The 17699-nt window shown below is 40.9% G+C and carries 12 protein-coding genes and 1 other RNA gene; 2 read left to right on the plus strand and 11 right to left on the minus strand.

Features of this window, described 5'->3' with window-relative positions; genetic code table 11:
• Nucleotides 1-75: 75 nt before the first annotated feature.
• From G602_RS0119710 to thrC, 6 genes are all read right to left on the minus strand, one after another.
• Nucleotides 76-1380, minus strand: coding sequence for an aminotransferase (locus tag G602_RS0119710; RefSeq protein ID WP_026660531.1), 1305 nt, complete (start codon nucleotides 1378-1380; stop codon nucleotides 76-78).
• A gap of 100 nt (nucleotides 1381-1480) precedes the next feature.
• Entirely contained in the window at nucleotides 1481-2710 is a 1230-nt protein-coding gene (locus G602_RS0119715; protein WP_026660532.1) for an EAL and HDOD domain-containing protein, read from the minus strand.
• Nucleotides 2711-2866: 156 nt separating this feature from the next.
• Nucleotides 2867-3076: non-coding RNA, 6S RNA (gene ssrS, locus G602_RS29995), on the minus strand.
• A gap of 187 nt (nucleotides 3077-3263) precedes the next feature.
• Complete coding sequence (locus tag G602_RS0119720; RefSeq protein ID WP_049945352.1) at nucleotides 3264-5081, minus strand: aminopeptidase P family protein; 1818 nt, start codon at nucleotides 5079-5081, stop codon at nucleotides 3264-3266.
• Nucleotides 5082-5106: 25 nt separating this feature from the next.
• Complete coding sequence (locus G602_RS0119725) at nucleotides 5107-6486, minus strand: citrate/2-methylcitrate synthase (protein ID WP_026660534.1); 1380 nt, start codon at nucleotides 6484-6486, stop codon at nucleotides 5107-5109.
• Nucleotides 6487-6609: 123 nt separating this feature from the next.
• Complete coding sequence (gene thrC / locus G602_RS0119730) at nucleotides 6610-8094, minus strand: threonine synthase (protein WP_026660535.1); 1485 nt, start codon at nucleotides 8092-8094, stop codon at nucleotides 6610-6612.
• Between the two features lie 244 nt (nucleotides 8095-8338).
• Here thrC and G602_RS27630 point away from each other — a divergent pair, with 244 nt between their 5' ends.
• On the plus strand, nucleotides 8339-9169 hold the full coding sequence (locus G602_RS27630; protein ID WP_044932801.1) for an AP2 domain-containing protein: 831 nt from the start codon (nucleotides 8339-8341) through the stop codon (nucleotides 9167-9169).
• A gap of 104 nt (nucleotides 9170-9273) precedes the next feature.
• A complete protein-coding gene (locus G602_RS0119740) occupies nucleotides 9274-10314 on the plus strand; it encodes an FAD:protein FMN transferase (RefSeq protein ID WP_049945353.1) in 1041 nt (346 codons plus the stop codon).
• Between the two features lie 24 nt (nucleotides 10315-10338).
• Here G602_RS0119740 and G602_RS0119745 read toward each other — a convergent pair whose 3' ends face one another.
• The 5 genes from G602_RS0119745 to G602_RS0119765 form a co-directional block, all read right to left on the minus strand.
• Nucleotides 10339-10998: a flagellin gene (locus G602_RS0119745; protein WP_196808729.1), complete on the minus strand. Its 660-nt coding sequence runs from the start codon at nucleotides 10996-10998 to the stop codon at nucleotides 10339-10341.
• 393 nt (nucleotides 10999-11391) lie between these two features.
• Complete coding sequence (locus G602_RS29370; protein ID WP_049945354.1) at nucleotides 11392-13863, minus strand: EAL domain-containing protein; 2472 nt, start codon at nucleotides 13861-13863, stop codon at nucleotides 11392-11394.
• Between the two features lie 123 nt (nucleotides 13864-13986).
• Entirely contained in the window at nucleotides 13987-16257 is a 2271-nt protein-coding gene (locus tag G602_RS0119755) for a DUF6449 domain-containing protein (RefSeq protein WP_026660539.1), read from the minus strand.
• Entirely contained in the window at nucleotides 16232-17134 is a 903-nt protein-coding gene (locus tag G602_RS0119760; protein ID WP_026660540.1) for an ABC transporter ATP-binding protein, read from the minus strand. Before G602_RS0119760 ends, G602_RS0119755 begins: the two co-directional genes overlap by 26 nt.
• A complete protein-coding gene (locus tag G602_RS0119765; RefSeq protein WP_049945355.1) occupies nucleotides 17109-17501 on the minus strand; it encodes a GntR family transcriptional regulator in 393 nt (130 codons plus the stop codon). The genes G602_RS0119760 and G602_RS0119765 overlap by 26 nt, the downstream gene beginning before the upstream one ends.
• Nucleotides 17502-17699 lie beyond the last annotated feature (198 nt).

Genomic DNA, 17699 nt, shown 5'->3' on the forward strand with positions numbered 1-17699 from the left:
CTATTATGCAACCTCTCCCATAAATGGAAGGCTTTTATCTATTATGCAACCTCTCCCATAAATGGAAGGCTTTTATCATTTATTCTCAGATTCATTCATCTCTTTAAGGAGCTTGTCTGCGTAAACAAGACGTACACACACCGTGAATATTTCCATTGCTGTACGAAGATCTGACAGTGAAGGATATGTGGGGGCTATTCTGATGTTACTGTCCTTAGGATCCTTCTTGTAGGGATAAGTAGCACCGGCACCTGTCATTGTAACGCCTGCCTTCTTAGCTCTGTCAACGATAGCCTTAGCGCAGCCCTCGGGAGCATCAAAGCTGATAAAATAACCTCCCTTAGGTCTTGTCCACTCACCAATATTATAGGGAGCAAGGTCTCTGTCAAGTATCTCCAAAACTGCCTCAAACTTAGGTCTGATGATTGCAGCATGCTTTTTCATGTGAGCCTTCATTCCTTCAATGTCGCCAAAGAATCTTACATGACGAAGCTGGTTAACCTTGTCGTGACCGATAGTCTGATGTGAAAGCTGAGCCTTAATCTCCTCAAGGTTATTGAGTGATGTGGCTATAGCAGCGATACCACTTCCGGGGAAGGTGATCTTTGAGGTTGAAGAAAACTTGTAAACCATATCAGGGCTTCCGGACTTCTTACACTCCTCGAGAATCTCAATCAGATAATCCTGATCATCGTCATAAAGGTGGTGAATTCCGTATGCATTATCCCAAAAGATACGGAAATCTCTTGCTGCAGGGCGAAGTCTTGCAAATCTTCTTACTGTCTCATCCGAATAAGAATATCCCTGCGGGTTAGAGTACTTGGGCACACACCAGATGCCCTTTATAGCCTCATCCTCAGAAACAAGCTTCTCAACTACGTCCATATCAGGACCCTCGGGAGTCATCTGAACCGGAATCATCTCTATTCCAAAATACTCGGTTATTGCAAAATGTCTGTCATATCCGGGAACAGGGCAAAGGAACTTAACCTTATCAAGCTTACACCAGGGAGTATTGCCCATAATACCATGAGTATATGCTCTTGATACAGTATCGTACATAACATTAAGTGATGAATTGCCGTAAATAATAATATTTTCAGGCTTGTTCTCCATCATTGCACCGATCAGCACCTTAGCCTCATGAATGCCATCAAGTACACCATAGTTACGGCAGTCAGTTCCATCCTCACAGGAAAGATCAGCCTCTGAATTAAGTGCATCCATCATTCCCATGGAAATATCAAGCTGTTCGTGGCACGGCTTACCTCTGGCCATGTTAAGAGTAAGATCCATGTCCTGGAATCTCTTGTACTCAGCTCTTAAATTTGCAAGCTCTTTCTCGAGCTCCTGCTTAGTCATCTCCTTGTAATCTTTGATCATAATAAGCTCCTCACTTCGTTTATAAACTGCTAAAGATTATACCACAAAAAAAAAGCTGACGCATTATTATGCGTCAGCAATGAATAATTATTTGCAATCACTTTATGGGATCAATCAGGTCTCTGTACCACTTAAGTGCATCTGTATATGCTTTATATACGTCATTCATCTCGATATTTTCAAGAATCATCAGGCGGGATACTTCCTGCCAGGAAGCATTTTCATATTCATATACAAGCTGCATAATAGGCCACAAATCGCCCTTCTTGTTAAGAAGCACATCCTCAATTTTCTTGGATACGTGAACCAGCTTAAGGGCTTGTTCCATGGTCTGGTCAAGCATGATATCAAGAAGTGAAAACAGTCCGGCAAGGAAAAGCTCCGGTGCAAAGCCTTTAAGCTCAAAGCATGCTGCAAGATTCTCAGCAAATTTTGCTCTGACCATAGAGATACGCATGATCTCACTCGGCTTATCGGAACACAGTTCCTTTGTAACCGCTGTGTTTATCCATTTTTTAAGTTCTTTCTGTCCGAGCATGGCTGCTGCATGTCTTACAGAGGTAATCTCTGAATTAATTGTCAGATGATTTACCATCTCCAAAAGAGAAATTACAAGAGCCGGGTCTTTTCCTATTACATCTGCAGCATCCTGTAAATCGAAATCAGAATTGTTAACGACATTCAGAAGTTCTATGTAGGTCACCTTCAATGGTGCTACAGTCTTCTCAGACTCCTCAACAGGTACGCGGAAGAAATTACCCTCATAGAGATCATAAGCGCCATCCGAAGTTAGTCTCTCATAATCCTCATTAGTATCCACGCCAACTGCGCAAAGTTTGATATCCGGATATGACTTTGTGAAATAAATTTTTGCGCTTCTGATATTAATTTTTCTATGGTCAAGGAGAATGTAATCGCACATCTCAAGAATAGGCTTGTATGTCTCAAACTGATTACCTGCAAGCTTACGGATTGCAATCTTATATCCCTGTCCATGAAGATCCCAAAGTCTCGACAGATATGGTTCCTCCGGAAGAACAGAAGTATCAAGAAGCAGAACTATAATCTTCTTGGGAGCTTTGCACTGCTCTTCTATGTTAGCAAAAAGCGAGATATTTGTTATCTCTACAAACACTTCCTTTCCGCCGGAAAGGACATTTGTACCTACGCTCTCCACGATATCAAGGCCTACAATATTTACAACATTATCGAGGAAGCCTGTACCCATGAGATGGGGATTCATTAGATGATTGTCTCTCTGCGCAAATACAGAATATGCGCATACTTTCATTTCATCATCAAAAAGCGGGATCAATGAAGCAAGCATTTCATTACTCCTTTCGAGCTCTTCCGAATTTCGTAAATATATGTCTGTTAATTTATTATATCATTACTAAATAGTATAGACAATATAATACTTCATTTGTAGATTGTGCATAAAATTAAAAAAGTATAAAAAAAACAGCCCACCAAGGCTGTTTAAATAATTCCCGAGAATGCCGGTTCCGGTTATTTGACTCCTAGCGAACGCCAGGTGGGTTACCGCAGCCCTCTTCGCTGTCTTCCTCTCCCATAGCTTGTCTGCACATGTGCAGGGCCGGAGGCGTGACATTTGAAAATGCGATCTAGGTGTCCCGTTTAAAGTAACTGTAGGTTCAAATTACACCGGAGTTGTCGAACATCCCAGGCGAGCTCTTGGCTCGATATAAACCACTCTCTGGTGGTTCTTTAATTACATTATAATTCAAGAATTATCGAAATCAATAGATTTTCACTAAAAAATTCTTAATATTATATGAAGAAAGAGCATGAAAACTGCGCTTTTCAGAGGAATAAATGAAATAATATTTCTCCCCTTTTGTCACATTTTTTACACTCTGTCAAAGTGGCTTGGTTTCTTCCTTAAGCCACTCCTGAATCTCGGGTTCTTCGATAAGGGGAAGAAGCGCTTTGCATACCATCTTATGATATTCATTGATAGCTTTTACTTCCCTTGGCTGTAAGTATTTCTTATCAATAGCCTCACGGTCAAGCGGCACATAAGTCAGATGTCTGAACTCAAGGAACTGGCCATCACTGTTCTTTACCCCGTTAACAACTTCAAGGATATTCTCAATTCGGATGCCATGCTTTCCCTCAATATAAACTCCGGGTTCATCTGACATAATCATACCAACCTTAAGTGCAGCCTCATCCTCGGAAGATCTGGATTTCCATCTAATGCTGTGAGGTCCCTCATGAACATTTAGCATATAGCCAATGCCATGACCGGTTCCGCATTTGTAATCGACATCGATATTCCAAAGGGGCTGTCTTGCAAGAATATCAAGATTTCTTCCGTTGCATCCCTCAAGGAAATGTGCATTGGCAAGCTGAAGCATTCCAACTGCAGTAAGTGTATAATGCATTTTCTCTTCATCCGTCACAGGTCCAAGGACAATTGTTCTGGTGACATCTGTAGTTCCGCCCATGTAGGTTCCGCCTGAATCAACAAGAAGGAAGCCCTCAGGCTTAAGCTCTGCATTTGAGTCCTCTGTAGCTTCGTAATGCATCATCGCTGCATTATCCTTGTAAGCACTGATTGTAGGGAAGGAAAGCTCTATAAAGCCGGGAAGCGCTGCTCTCATCTCATCAAGATGCATGGCTGCTGTGTATTCATTTAGCTTTGCACCGTTTTTAACTTCTTTCTTTACCCAGTAAATAAACTTTGTAAGAGCTGCAGAATCTCTAAGGTATACCTCACGAATATTCTTAATTTCCGTATCGTTCTTGCAAGCCTTCATCATCTCGGTGGGATCAAAAATATTCTTGATGCCTGCACCTGCTGAATCAGAGTTATCCTTGATGGTTCTGTAAACAGAATAGCTTACATTCCTCTCATCGTAGAGAGTTATTCCTTCATACTCATACTCATCAAGCCAGGAAATAATACGATTGTATGCTACAAGCTCAATGTTGTTATTTTCACAGTATGCACGCACCTCATCATTCAGCTCATCAAACTGAACAAACATGCTTACTGTCTTCTGTGTAATAAAAAGATAACTTAAAATAACAGGATTACACTCTACGTCGTTACCTCTAAGGTTTGTGAACCAGCAAATGTCGTCAAGCTTGCAAAGAAGATAAGCATTTGCCTTTTCCTTTTCCATTACTTCCCTGACATCTGCAAGTTTCTGTGCAAAAGATTTTCCGCAAAGCTCGTCCGAAAGAACATATATAGGATTGCAGGGAAGTGCCGGTCTGTCTGTCCAAACCTCTCCCGCGAGATCCTTATCAAATTTGATTTTTACCTGTTTTTTCCTGAGCTTGTTTTCATAAGAAAGGCCTTCTCTTGCCGGAACTACCTTTCCGTCAAAGCCAAGTACCTGACCACTTTTCATGTTGTCATAAAGATACTCTGCGATTGTCGGAACGCCTTCCTCACCCATCCTGTAGAGTGTGACACCTGTTCCCTTCATCTCGCGCTCAGCCTGTATGAAATATCTTCCATCGGTCCACATTCCTGCCCAGTCCGCTGAAACAACAAGTGTTCCGTTAGAACCTGTGAATCCGCAGAAATACTCTCTTGCCTTGAAAAAATCAGCCGCATACTCAGAGTTGTGATAATCAGAAGTAGGCATGAGATAATAATCGATGCCGTTTTCTGCCATTTTCGCTCTAAGTGCTGAGAGTCTGTCCTGTATTATTTTGTTCATTATAAATGTTTCCTCCTGAGACTATTCATCTTTTATCCATTGGTACATAGTCGTGAGTGTCGCTCACTGCCATGTACGCTGGACGAATAATCTTGCTGTTATTTGCAAGCTCTTCCATTCTATGAGCACTCCAACCGACAATACGCGCTATGGCGAACATCGGTGTAAAGAGTTCCTCGGGAAGCGCAAGCATTTTGTATACAAATCCGGAATAGAAATCGACGTTTATACTAACACCTTTATACATCTTGCGCTCATCACTGATAACTTCAGGAGCAAGGCGCTCAACCATTTCGTAAAGTGCAAGTTCTTTTTCCATTCCCTTTTCCTTAGCGAGCTTAATAGTATATTCCTTAAGCAGCACCGCTCTTGGATCTGACTTTGAATAAATAGCATGGCCTACACCATAAATAAGACCTGCCTTATCAAAGGCTTCCTTGTGAAGAAGCTTTCTAAGATATCCCTTTACTTCTTCCTCATCCGACCAATCCTTAAGTTCCTTCTCCATGCAATCAAACATGTGAATAACCTTGATATTGGCTCCACCGTGCCTGGGTCCTTTAAGTGAACCGATAGCTGCGGCGATTACCGAATAGGTATCGGTCATTGATGAGCTCACAACATGCGTTGTAAAGGATGAGTTGTTACCACCACCATGCTCCATGTGAAGTATAAGGCAGATATCAAGAAGTCTGGCCTCGAGTTCAGTATATTTACTGTCAGGACGAAGAAGATACAGAATGTGTTCTGCGGTTGAAAGCTCTGCCTTCGGAGGATGTATGAAAAGGCTGTTTCCCTCGTGGTAATGGTTATATGCCTGATATCCGTAAATCGCCAAAAGCGGGAACAGACTTATCATCTGCAAGCTCTGTCTAAGTACGTTAGGCATGGAAACATCGTCTGCGTGATTGTCATATGAATATAAGGTGAGCACGCTTCTTGAAAGGGTGTTCATCATATCACGACTCGGTGCCTTCATAATGATATCTCTTACGAAACCTGTAGGAAGAGATCTGTAAAAACCAAGCAGCTGGGTAAAGCCCTGAAGCTCCTCCTTATTAGGAAGCTTGCCAAAAAGAAGCAGGTATGCTGCCTCTTCAAATCCAAATTTTGAAGAACTTGCAGTTCCGTGAACAATATCTCTTACATTTATGCCACGATAGAACAGCTCTCCATCTGCAGGAACTCTTTCCCCATTTATTTCTTTTGTAGCATTTATAGTGGAGATATTTGTAAGTCCGGTAAGGACACCCTTACCATTCAGGTCACGGAGCCCTCTTTTTACATCATATTTTGTAAAAAGTGCAGGTTCAATTTTGTCTGCCCTCTCAACAACCTTCGCGAGATCTTCTAATTGTGGTGTGCTATCTGAGTAAATGTTTCTCTCGTTATCTTTGTTTCCCATACTACCTCCTGTGTCCCCTCATCCGGCACTTCGTGCCACCTTCCCCCAAGGGGAAGGCTTTTATTTTTTGCCTTCCCCCTTTGGGGGAAGGTGGCAGCGAAGCTGACAGATGAGGGGGTTATATTATTTCAAGAACTCTCTGACTGCGTCAGCAAGTCCATCCTTTCCGACAATCTTAGTATGTCTTACAGCTGCATCACGAATAGATGTAACTGCCTCCGGAATCTCTACCCCTGAAACCTCGGAGAGCTTGTCTGCAAGCTGGAAGTCATCGAGATCTGCCTCATCTTTTCCAAGAGCCTGCATAACGCTTCTTGTAAATTTATACGGGCTTGCGGTTGATGCAATAACCGTAACTGTCTTATCGCCTGTATCCTTTACATATTTGTTGTATACACTTGACGCAACCGCTGTATGTGTATCGATAAGATATCCTGTCTTTTCAAAAAGCTCTCTTATAGCTGTGGCAGTCTCTTCCTCTGTAGCATAACCGCCCTTAAAGCAATCCAACGCTTTTCTCATGGAATCGGAAATCTCGTATTTACCTTCCTCAGTAAGCTGTTTCATATATGATGCATCCTTAGCAGCATCATCACCTGCGATGTGATAAATAAGTCTCTCCAGGTTAGATGAAATAAGAATGTCCATTGAAGGTGATGTGGTAAGGATGAAATCACGGTTTCTGTCGTACTCACCTGTCTGAAAGAAATCATACAAAACCTTGTTTGAGTTTGAAGCACAGATAAAGGTCTTGATCGGAAGTCCCATTTTTCCTGCATAATATGCTGCAAGAATATTACCGAAGTTACCTGTGGGAACTACAACATTTATCTCGTCTCCCTCGGCAATTCTGCCCTCCTTAAGAAGACGTGTGTAAGCATAAACATAATATACAATCTGAGGAACAAGTCTTCCTATGTTGATTGAGTTAGCTGATGAGAATTGGAAGCCCTTGGCATCAAGTTCCTTTGCAAATTCAGGATCAGTGAATATCTTCTTAACACCGGTCTGAGCATCATCAAAATTACCCTCGATACCGATAACGCAGGTGTTATCTCCCTCCTGGGTTACCATCTGCTGTTTCTGAATCGGTGATACACCATCCTTAGGATAAAATACTATGATTCTTGTTCCGGGAACATCAGCAAATCCTGCAAGTGCTGCCTTTCCGGTGTCTCCACTTGTTGCTGTAAGAATGACGATCTCATTCTTAATCTGGTTCTTCTTGGCAGCTGTTGTCATCAAATATGGAAGAATAGAAAGAGCCATATCCTTAAACGCAATGGTTTTTCCATGATAGAGTTCTAAGTAAAAAGCTCCGTCAGCCTCAGTCATAGGAGCCATCTCCTCAGTATCGAACTTGGAGTCATAGGCATGATCAATACAATAACGAAGTTCTTCCTCCGTAAAGTCAGAAAGCAAAAGCTTCATAACCTGGTAAGCTGTCTCACGGTAATCCATCTCCTTAAGCTCAGAAAAGCTCTTATCAAGCTTCGGAAAGCTGTCCGGAACAAAAAGTCCTCCGTCCGACGCAAGTCCCTGCAATATTGCCTGTGATGCAGTTACTTTCTGCTTATCCCCTCTGGTACTTGAATACATAACGTTCATGGTGCTACGCTCCTCCATTTTCTTATTCTCGGTTTGTTGTAGATATGATAAAATAAAAGTAATAAAAAGATGACTCTTCACTTGTGAGTCTTCAGAAGATTTTCTTATGAAAAGATACTTTTTTACTTTGAGTAAAAAGTATACCACAAAAATGCATATAAATACATAGTGCATAATTAATGTTTTGATTGTTTTAATAGTGCTCAGTGACTACTGGCTTTAAGCTTATGGGGGTAAACTTAAAATGACTGGTAAGGTTACGGGGGTGTATGAAACTTGTTTAAAGGACGGAACAAAGTCCTACAGGGCGTCGATAACATTCAGGGGAAAGCACATAGCGCTTGGCTCTTTTTCCAATGCAAGATCAGCGGGAAGGGCTTATTCACAGGCGCAAAAAATTCTGACTGACAATTCCTATGTATTATCTTCCTACAGGAAAGGCCAGTCTCTTCCATTCGAAAAATGCGTGGTTCTTATTAATTTCAGGGATAAAGGGCTCTATATTCCTACGCCCATTTACCTTGAGAAGAAATATTTCTTTTACTATCTTTCACCGCAACACACGCTAATTTTCGATATTGATGATTTGTTTTACTATTCATCTCATAAAATCATGAAAAGAGGATCACATCTTTTCGTAGCTGACTATGGTTCGCAGATAAGCATCCTCAGCAGGTATGGTATAAGGAGCTACGCAGTAGAAGGCCGTGACTATCGCTTTGCCAACGGCAACTCCAACGATCTTCGCTATGAAAATATCGAGGTTTTAAACCGATATCATGGAGTCAGACAATATGCTGAGCGCGGTTTTCAGAAGTACAAGGCGGTCATTCATATAAACGGTGATTTTGTGGTTGGAAAATACAACACCGAAAACGAAGCTGCCATCGCTTATAACAAAGCCGCTGATATATTGAAAAAGAACGGCTATGACAAAAATTATATGCTCAACTACATAGAGGATTTATCCGCATCAGAATACGCAGAGCTATATACAAAAATCCGCATCTCGCCCAAAATAACAAAGCTCGCGTCAGCAGGCATAAATGAAGAACGTATGGCGCAGGATGCATAATACTTATTTTCTAAAGGACTTAACGATTCATGCAATTACTATACGCAGCAATAAAAAGAAAATCATTTTATAACAATACCCGCACATTACTGCGGGTATTACTTATGTTTGTGTTAATAACCGTATGCTCTGTTTCCTCCGGATGCGGCACCGTAAGCACCGAATCCTGTGAAAGTGTTGGCTTTTTCTTTGATACAGTCATAACTCTCACCGCTTATGAAAAGGATTTTATTTCTGAAGATTCATCCTTTTTCACAAGAAACTCAGATGCAAATAAAAAGTGCAGAGATTTTCTAGATAAGTGTTCAGATATCTGCACAAGATACGAATTTCTCTTATCCACCACCAAAGAAGGCGGTGATGTCTGGAATATAAACCATGCCAAAGGCCAGGAAGTAGAAGTAGATAAAGACACCTATGACCTCATAAAAATAGCACTGGATTATGCGAAACTCTCAGAAGGAGCCTTCGATCCCACAATAGGTACAGTTACGGATCTCTGGAATTTCCATGCAGATACGGATAAAGCGGTTCCCGATGAAGAAGCCATGCAGGAAGCCCTCTCTCATGTTGACTACAATAAGGTTGTTCTCTCAGAGGAATCAGGAAAATATACTGTGCAGCTCCTGGATAAGGATGCACGCCTTGATCTTGGCGGAATAGCAAAGGGCTATATCGCTGACAAGCTAAAGAATCTGTATACAGAAAGCGGTGCTACAAGCGGAATCATTAATTTGGGAGGAAATGTTCTTTTAATCGGAAATAAGCCCGTTAAAAGCGGCGTATCGCCTTATACCACAGGTGTACAAAAGCCCTTTGGAGAAGCTAATGAAACAATCGTTACTCTTTCACTGGAGGACAGCTCCCTTGTAACCTCCGGAATCTATGATCGCTTTTTTGAAAAGGATGGTGAAATCTATCATCATATTCTTGATTCCAATACAGGTATGCCGGTTCGGAATAATATTTACAGCACTACTATTGTCTCCTCATCCTCTGCGGACGGAGACGCCCTTTCCACCATTTGCTACTGTCTTGGCATGGAAAAGGGGATGAAACTCATAGAGTCCATCCCCGATACTTACGTTCTGTATGTAACAGACAAATATGAAATTGTAACCTCAGACGGTTTCCCGGGGATGTAATTATCCTTCCGGTCAAACCATGCATTAAAGCATCACATTCATGTTGTTCTTCTGAGCATCATCTTCCTGCTGCTTTTTCTGCATCTGCATACGATATGCATCAAGCGTCTGATTCTTCTTTAGCTCTGTGATTTCCTGTGCAATATCCGTATCGGCAATACTACTCTCAGCACTTAGAAGGTTCTCTCTTGCTATTGAATTATAGCTTACATTGTGCTCAAGGCCATTCGTAACTGCACCGACACTGCCTCTGGCATCATCAACACTCTTAAGTGCGCTGTCGATAGAATCGATATCATTAACATCAATCTTATCAAGTCCAAGAGACTTCATCTGTGATGAAGTAAGCTCCTGACCAACGCCCTTCATCAGCTGTGAATTGGCATTAGCAATATCTTCTCTCTCACTGTCAGACAATGTGCCGTTTTTAGCATAAACTGCGTTCTCACGCATGCTCTGCAGATAATCTTTAACGCCATCAAGGACACCATCCTTAATGTTCATCTGATTGATGTTGTCACGGCCGTTTCTAATCTGTACACTGTCTGTTCTCTGCTCTTTTTCAAGCTTCTGGCTAATAGCAAGCTCGGCTGCTCCGTCAGCTGCTCTTGGAAGCTTGTTTCCACTGGCGATTTTGCCATAGGAATAATCATTACTGTAACTGTTTCCTATGCCTCCTATCATATGTGCGCTCCTTTCTTCCTCCATGAAAAAGGATAAATCCATTTTTGCGCCGCAGCCACTCTCCGGTCCCCACCATTAAAGGCTGCTCGGCATGCCATCTGCAGAATGACGACACGCTTAGGATCCTTCCTAAACCTTCTACCACTCAGGGCAGAATAACCTATAGTTAAATACTATAATAATATATTTTATTATTTTTGTAAATGTTAGTTTGTATGTGATTTTTGATAAAAATACGTTGTGTAATTTGGTTGTTTTATCCCCTCATCCGTCAGCTTCGCTGACACCTGTCTTCGCTCCGCTTCGGTCCGCGCAGAACAATCGTCCCCTGGACGATTTGCGCCCCAAAAAAGGGGGAAGGCTTTATATATATGCTTCGTTTAATCTTCTTTTCTATTGATCTTTATCAACCTCGCCAAGCACCTTCTGGAAGATATTATCATCCGAAGTACCTTCGTCCGTTCTATGAGCACAGGAGGTTCTTACCCTCACAGTTACGCTGTTTCCGTCAACCTCAGTGATCTGTTCTACAGATTCCTTTATTATTTGTGCCAAATACTCAAGCGCTTCATGAGTTTTTACAAAGGTCATTACTACAAAATAGCTTTCTTTCAGCCTTCCCACTGCACATGTCTGACTTGTGACCGCTGTAATCTGTTTACTCATTGATACTAAGAATTTTTCAGCAATTACCTTGCCATAGTCTTCCAATATTCTCGAATATTTTTCATTTCGAATCATTATGAGGCCATAACCTCTGCCTTTATCCGCAAACTCCTCTGCATAATCCAAAAGGCATATCATAATCGCCCTTGCATTCATAAGCCCGGTGATATTGTCACAGTTATTGGGAATTGCAATATTTTCAAGCCTGTACAATTCCTCATCCTTGTCCTCGAAAAATCCTACAAGACCAATTATCTCGCCATTTCTGTATATTGGCATCTTCTGGCATCTGATATCATGTATAACTCCGTTAACTATGCATTGACCGGACGCATCTATAATACGTTCTCCGGTGGTAAGAACTCTTATCTCGTCATTCTTATAAGGATCCTCGCTCACATGCCAACCCATATCCTCATCATTTTTCCCCAGAATATCCTCCAGAGATTTAAATCCGTAAAAATCAAGGAATGACTGGCTCGCGCCAAGGAATCTTCTATCCTTATCCTTCCAGAAAAACTTGATTGAGGAATCCCAAATCATGTTTTCCCAAATCTCTGTATATGTAATCTGTCCACTGTCTGCCAAATATTTATCTACAAGTGACCTTGCCGAAGCAGTAAGCCCGTCAAGAACTCTCGAAATTTCATCCGGTATTGATTTGTAGCAAATTAAAAATTCATTGCCGGCAGTCCCCGGGATCATCATCATTATTATGTTCTTTCTCTTGTAGGTTCCATCAGGCTGCTTTACTCTGAATATTTTTTCAATGTAACCCTTTTTACTGTCTGTGATTCTCTCCACGGCAGTATCCACATTCATATATTCCAAAAAATCCAGCGCTTCCGGAGGATATATAGTCTCTCTTGCCGCAATCTTTATGGCATTTCTCATATCCGAATAGACATAGGATTCATTGGTAATATATTTAAATCTTCCAAGAAGCGGAGCTATAACATTATTCCCGACATTTACCAGATCAACCACGTCAAACAAAAGGTTCAGTTCCCTTAATTTGTTATCAAGCATAGTTCTCTCATTAGTATTCTGGTCCATGGTGATATTGATGATTGAACCTTTGATGATATAATGTCCTTCATGCGCAGCAATGCATTTAGCTCTGAATCTTAAGTAATTACCACTATCCGTATAGTAGAAGGTCTCAATATTAGAGCTTCCTTCAATTATATTTGCGAATTCTCTGTATTTTTCTATAAGTGGCGAACCCGTATGATAAATGCGCCTGTCAATCTCTGAATAATCGATGTCATAGATATGAAGAATCTGCTCCATATAGGCTCTGTTCATGAAAAGAGTATGGAAATCCTTTCCGTCATCCTCGATTATTTCAAGAGGTACATCCACATCTCTTACATGGAAACCTGCCACATCATAGAAATGTCTCCACTGTCTTTCTTCTATCTTTATGCCTTTTTCTTCCATCTGTGAAAGCATAATATCAATTGGTTCAGGCTTTCCAAAATAGAATCCCTGTATCCGTTCACATCCTATATTCTTAAGGAATTCCAGTTGTTCCTTTGTCTCAACACCTTCCGTCAGTGTCTTTATTCCGATATCTTTGGCCATGGATATGGTAGAACGCATGATAGATTTTGACTTTTCCGTAAATGTAGTAAGGAAATTCATGTCCATTTTGAGCATATCAAAGTCATAATCCTTAAGGAGGTTCAAGGATGAATAACCACTTCCGAAATCATCCATCCAAATCTCATAGCCCTTGGACCTGAATTTATCAATAACATCCTTAATAAAGCCTTCGTCAGTCACGAAGATGCTCTCAGTAATCTCTATATGTATGTAATCTCTGGGAATATCGTATTTAGCGACCTCTGTTTCAACAATTTCAAAAATGTCGCATTTTAAGAAATCAAGTCGTGAAAAATTAATAGAAGCAGGTATCATAGGACGCCCCTTCTCCACTAATTCATGAAGGGTCCTGCAAACTGCCTTAACCACATAGCAGTCCAATTTATAGATGAGGTCTTTTTCCTCAAGAGGTTTGACGAACTTATAGGGCGCAAGCATGCCCCAATGCGGATCATCCCACCTTGCAAGTGCTTCCATGCCGCACAGTTTCTCAGTCATAGCACGAACAACAGGCTGGAAATACACCTTTATCCAGCCCTGTTCGACAGCTTCGTCTATTTTGTTAATGACATACTCATACAGCTCATCCATAGTACTTTTATTGTAGTCCGATTTATCGGTAAAAAGTATGGACTTTACGGAATATTACTAAAATTTAGAGTTTTTTTATAAACGAAAAGAAAGTAAATTATTTTTAAACTTTCCCACAATACATCAACCGTTAGTTACACATTTCACCCACCCATATTTGCCATCAGAGGATACTGAGGCATCGGTGTCATCTTCCTCCGAAAAGCACATGGTCTTAAGCTTTTCGGGAAGATTGTCATTATTTATAAGATATACATAATCCTGCATTGTAGATAATTTGCTCGTAACAGTAAACTCAACATTTTTCCAACTGTTTACACCATCATCATATATGAGATTAATACCTGTTGCCTGATACAGTTCAGAGGGAATTACATTTTTAACAACCTCCTGAATTTCGTTTTTGTCTCTGCTCTGCCATTCAGTGTATTGTAATTCACCATTTCCATTCCATCTGTCAGCTTTAATGCTGACACTGTATATTTTATCGCTTCCATCCCACCAGGTTACAGGCATTTCATGCTTTTCAAGGAAAGCAATTGTTTTGGTAAAAGAAGGAAAAACATAAAAGTTATACCTGTCTGTGGACGAATAGTAGTCGTTGCCATCCCTGCCGTCAGCACCATAAATCACCAAAACAGGCTCATCATTTTTTAGATCGTCAAAACTCTGGTTCTTAAGCTCTTCTGAATAAATTTTCACAAATTCATCCATATCAGCTTCGCTGAGGTTTTTATAAAACTCTCCCTGTATTGTCTGTCCTTTAAGAGCATTTATTTCACCGGGTTCAATTCCAAGTACGGGGAATTTGCCATATTTGAACTCTTCACTGTTGTAGATATCCTTATAGGCAGCAAAGAGCTCCTGATCATTTATATCAACCTTATATCTTCTCTTTACCTTTTTACCATTTTTTAAATTCCACTGAATGCTGAAATATGCATAATTAGGACTTGTTCCTTCAGCATATTCATTGTAATCATAGTTGATGTAATCAGGTGAAAACAGCTTATACTTAATAGCATCCTTGTGGGCATTCTTGGCCTGTATTGCTCCGAGCCTTGTAATCTTCTCAGCCATTTCAAGATCAGTAATCTTCATATTTGCAAGAGCATAGCTGGCTCCGGTTGTAATCGAATTATAAAAGTTTGTATCATGGGTTGTCTTTTCATAGGGTGCGATGAGATCGCTGTAGATAAAGTCATCTGAGATGGCAATACTCTCCACCCTTGATGGCATAGGCTGCCAGGATTCATAGCCCACGATATCAAATACAAACCCGCAGAAAATAAATACGGATATTACAGCACTGGCTATAAGTGTGCCATAGTGCTTAAGAGATGCCTTGAAGTCAAATTCGTATATGGTCTCTATGACAATATGTACAATTATAAGACCGCACAGCATTCCGAAAATAAACATTCCAAAACTTCTGGTGCTTCCCACAAAATACATCAGAAGGCCTGCTCCAAGAGCAGCAATAACAGATATGAAAATCTTGAAAACAGGCTTTATAACTGAAAAGGCCATAGCCTTACCGGCTGCTTCTGCAGCTCTTCTTTTCACAAGGATTCTTGAAGTTAAAAATGCACCTGCTGCTAGAACCAGAATTTCCAACATACATCCTGCTGCGTCAAAGGTGTAAAATGCTATCTCATGATCTGCATCTCCCTGAAATCCGAAAATAGTTTCAAGCATAAGGTTGATAGGAGAACCTGTAAAGGTAAATGTTCCTATATATGAATAGTCATTACAGTAGCTTGAAAAAAAGGTTTCCATATATAGTAAATAAATCGCATTTATAACAGGTCCGAGGAAAAAGAAAACGCCACATCCAAGCACTGCAACAACTATATGTCCCGTTAATACCGCTGCAAGTACGCACAGTTCATAGCACATGATAAACATAAGAAGGACAACCAGAGCATTTGCAGGATACAGAAGAATTGCATTTATCGCCACATATCCGCGTGAAATCCCCATGATGAGAGTAATCAGATTACAGATTAAGTAAGGAATTGCAAAAACAAGTATTCCACATAAATTATTCGCGTCGAAGATTTTGTCTCTTTTTACAGGAAGTGAATAATACAGATCCGTCTGCCTTGAATCAAAAAGGTAATAATATCCCTGGAGTGCGAGAATAAATGCCAGGCCGAGTACTGTAAGAATTACAGGCATATTCCCCATACCAACAATATTATTATAAAAATGTATTCTGATATCCTCTATGTTTGTGCGCTTATCTTCAAGTCTTTCCGCATAGTGTCCGAACATAAGCATGGCATAGACAATCTGTGCAAAGAAATTGGCTGCGATAGACAGTGCTATTGTCCAGAGGCGTCTTTTAGAATTTTCCTTAAGCAAATTAGCAAATAATCTTTTTGATGTCATATCCCTGTACCCCCGTTTCACTTATGAATATCTCCTCAAGAGACAGCGGCAGGATTTCCATAAAAATCGGACTCTCTGCCCTAAGTGCATCACTTATTTCATCCTCCTGACCCCGAATGGTCATAGTAACCAGTTTTCCCCTGCTCTCGGTAGTCAGCACATTAAGCTGATCTTCTATTCTCTTCCTACTCATCTCGTCCCTGAATACGCACTGGAGCTTGTGTATATCTGTCTTGGCGTCATCGAGATTCTTGGATAAAAGGATTCCTCCCTGATGGAGAAGTCCAACTGTGTCACATATATCCTCCAGTTCCCTAAGATTATGCGAAGCAATTATCGGTGTAAATTTTCTCGATGCCATATCACCTATAAAAAGACTCTTCACCGCCTGTCTCATAACAGGATCAAGTCCATCAAATGTCTCGTCACAGTATAGATATCTTGTATTTGCGGCTATACCAAGGATTATGGACAGCTGTTTTTTCATTCCCTTTGAAAAGGTCTTAATCTTTCTGTTTTTATCGAGCCCGAAGTTTTTCATCATATAATCAAACCTGTCCATGTTAAAGCTCTCATAGACGTGGTTATAGAATGTAGCCATCTCCTTCGGTGTAGTATTTGAAAAGAATGCGGTATCATCAGAAATATAGAATATATCCCGTTTAACATTTGGATTTTCATAGACCGGTTTTCCATCGATGGTAACTGACCCGGAATCCGGCTGCAGAATCCCTGCTGCAAGACGTAAGAATGTGCTCTTACCGGCTCCGTTTGTCCCCACAAGCCCGAAGACCTGTCCGTCCCCGATAGTGAGATCAACACCGGCAATCGCTTGTATATCGTCAAATCTTTTAGAAAGATTGGTTGCCTGTATCATACTTTTCCTCCTTTTCCCCATTGATGTAACTGGTAAGTTCCTCTCTGGTAAGTCCAACCTTCAATGCCTTATCTACAACCTTCCCCAGTTCATCCAGTATTTCTCTTTTCTTTGCAGGAAGTACCTCGTCAGCTGCCGCAGCGAATCTCCCCCGTCCCGCCACGGAATAACACATGCCCTTCTGCTCCAGCGCATCATACGCCTTCTGAATGGTGTTAGGATTTATTGATAAGTCTATTGCCAGAGATCTCACCGAAGGAAGTGCCTCATCTGCGCTTATAACACCGCACAATATCAGCTCCTCCAGCTTCCCCGAAATCTGTTCATATAGGGGCCGCTTGTCTCTATAGTCAATTTCGATCAGCATGATGTCCCTCCTGTTTGTTGTGTACTATCATATCTAGTACACTTAGGATAATAATATAGGTGCTGACGTCTGTCAACACCTATTTCATTGTTTTTGCATCATTGGAATTAATTAGTCAGTCACGAATCACATTATTGTATTCTATTGTATATAGTTTGTGTATTTGTTATTGATATCACGTTTTTATTATGGTAGCAT

Origin of the sequence: Butyrivibrio sp. AC2005 (assembly GCF_000424145.1) — a bacterium.
Classification (GTDB): domain Bacteria; phylum Bacillota; class Clostridia; order Lachnospirales; family Lachnospiraceae; genus Butyrivibrio.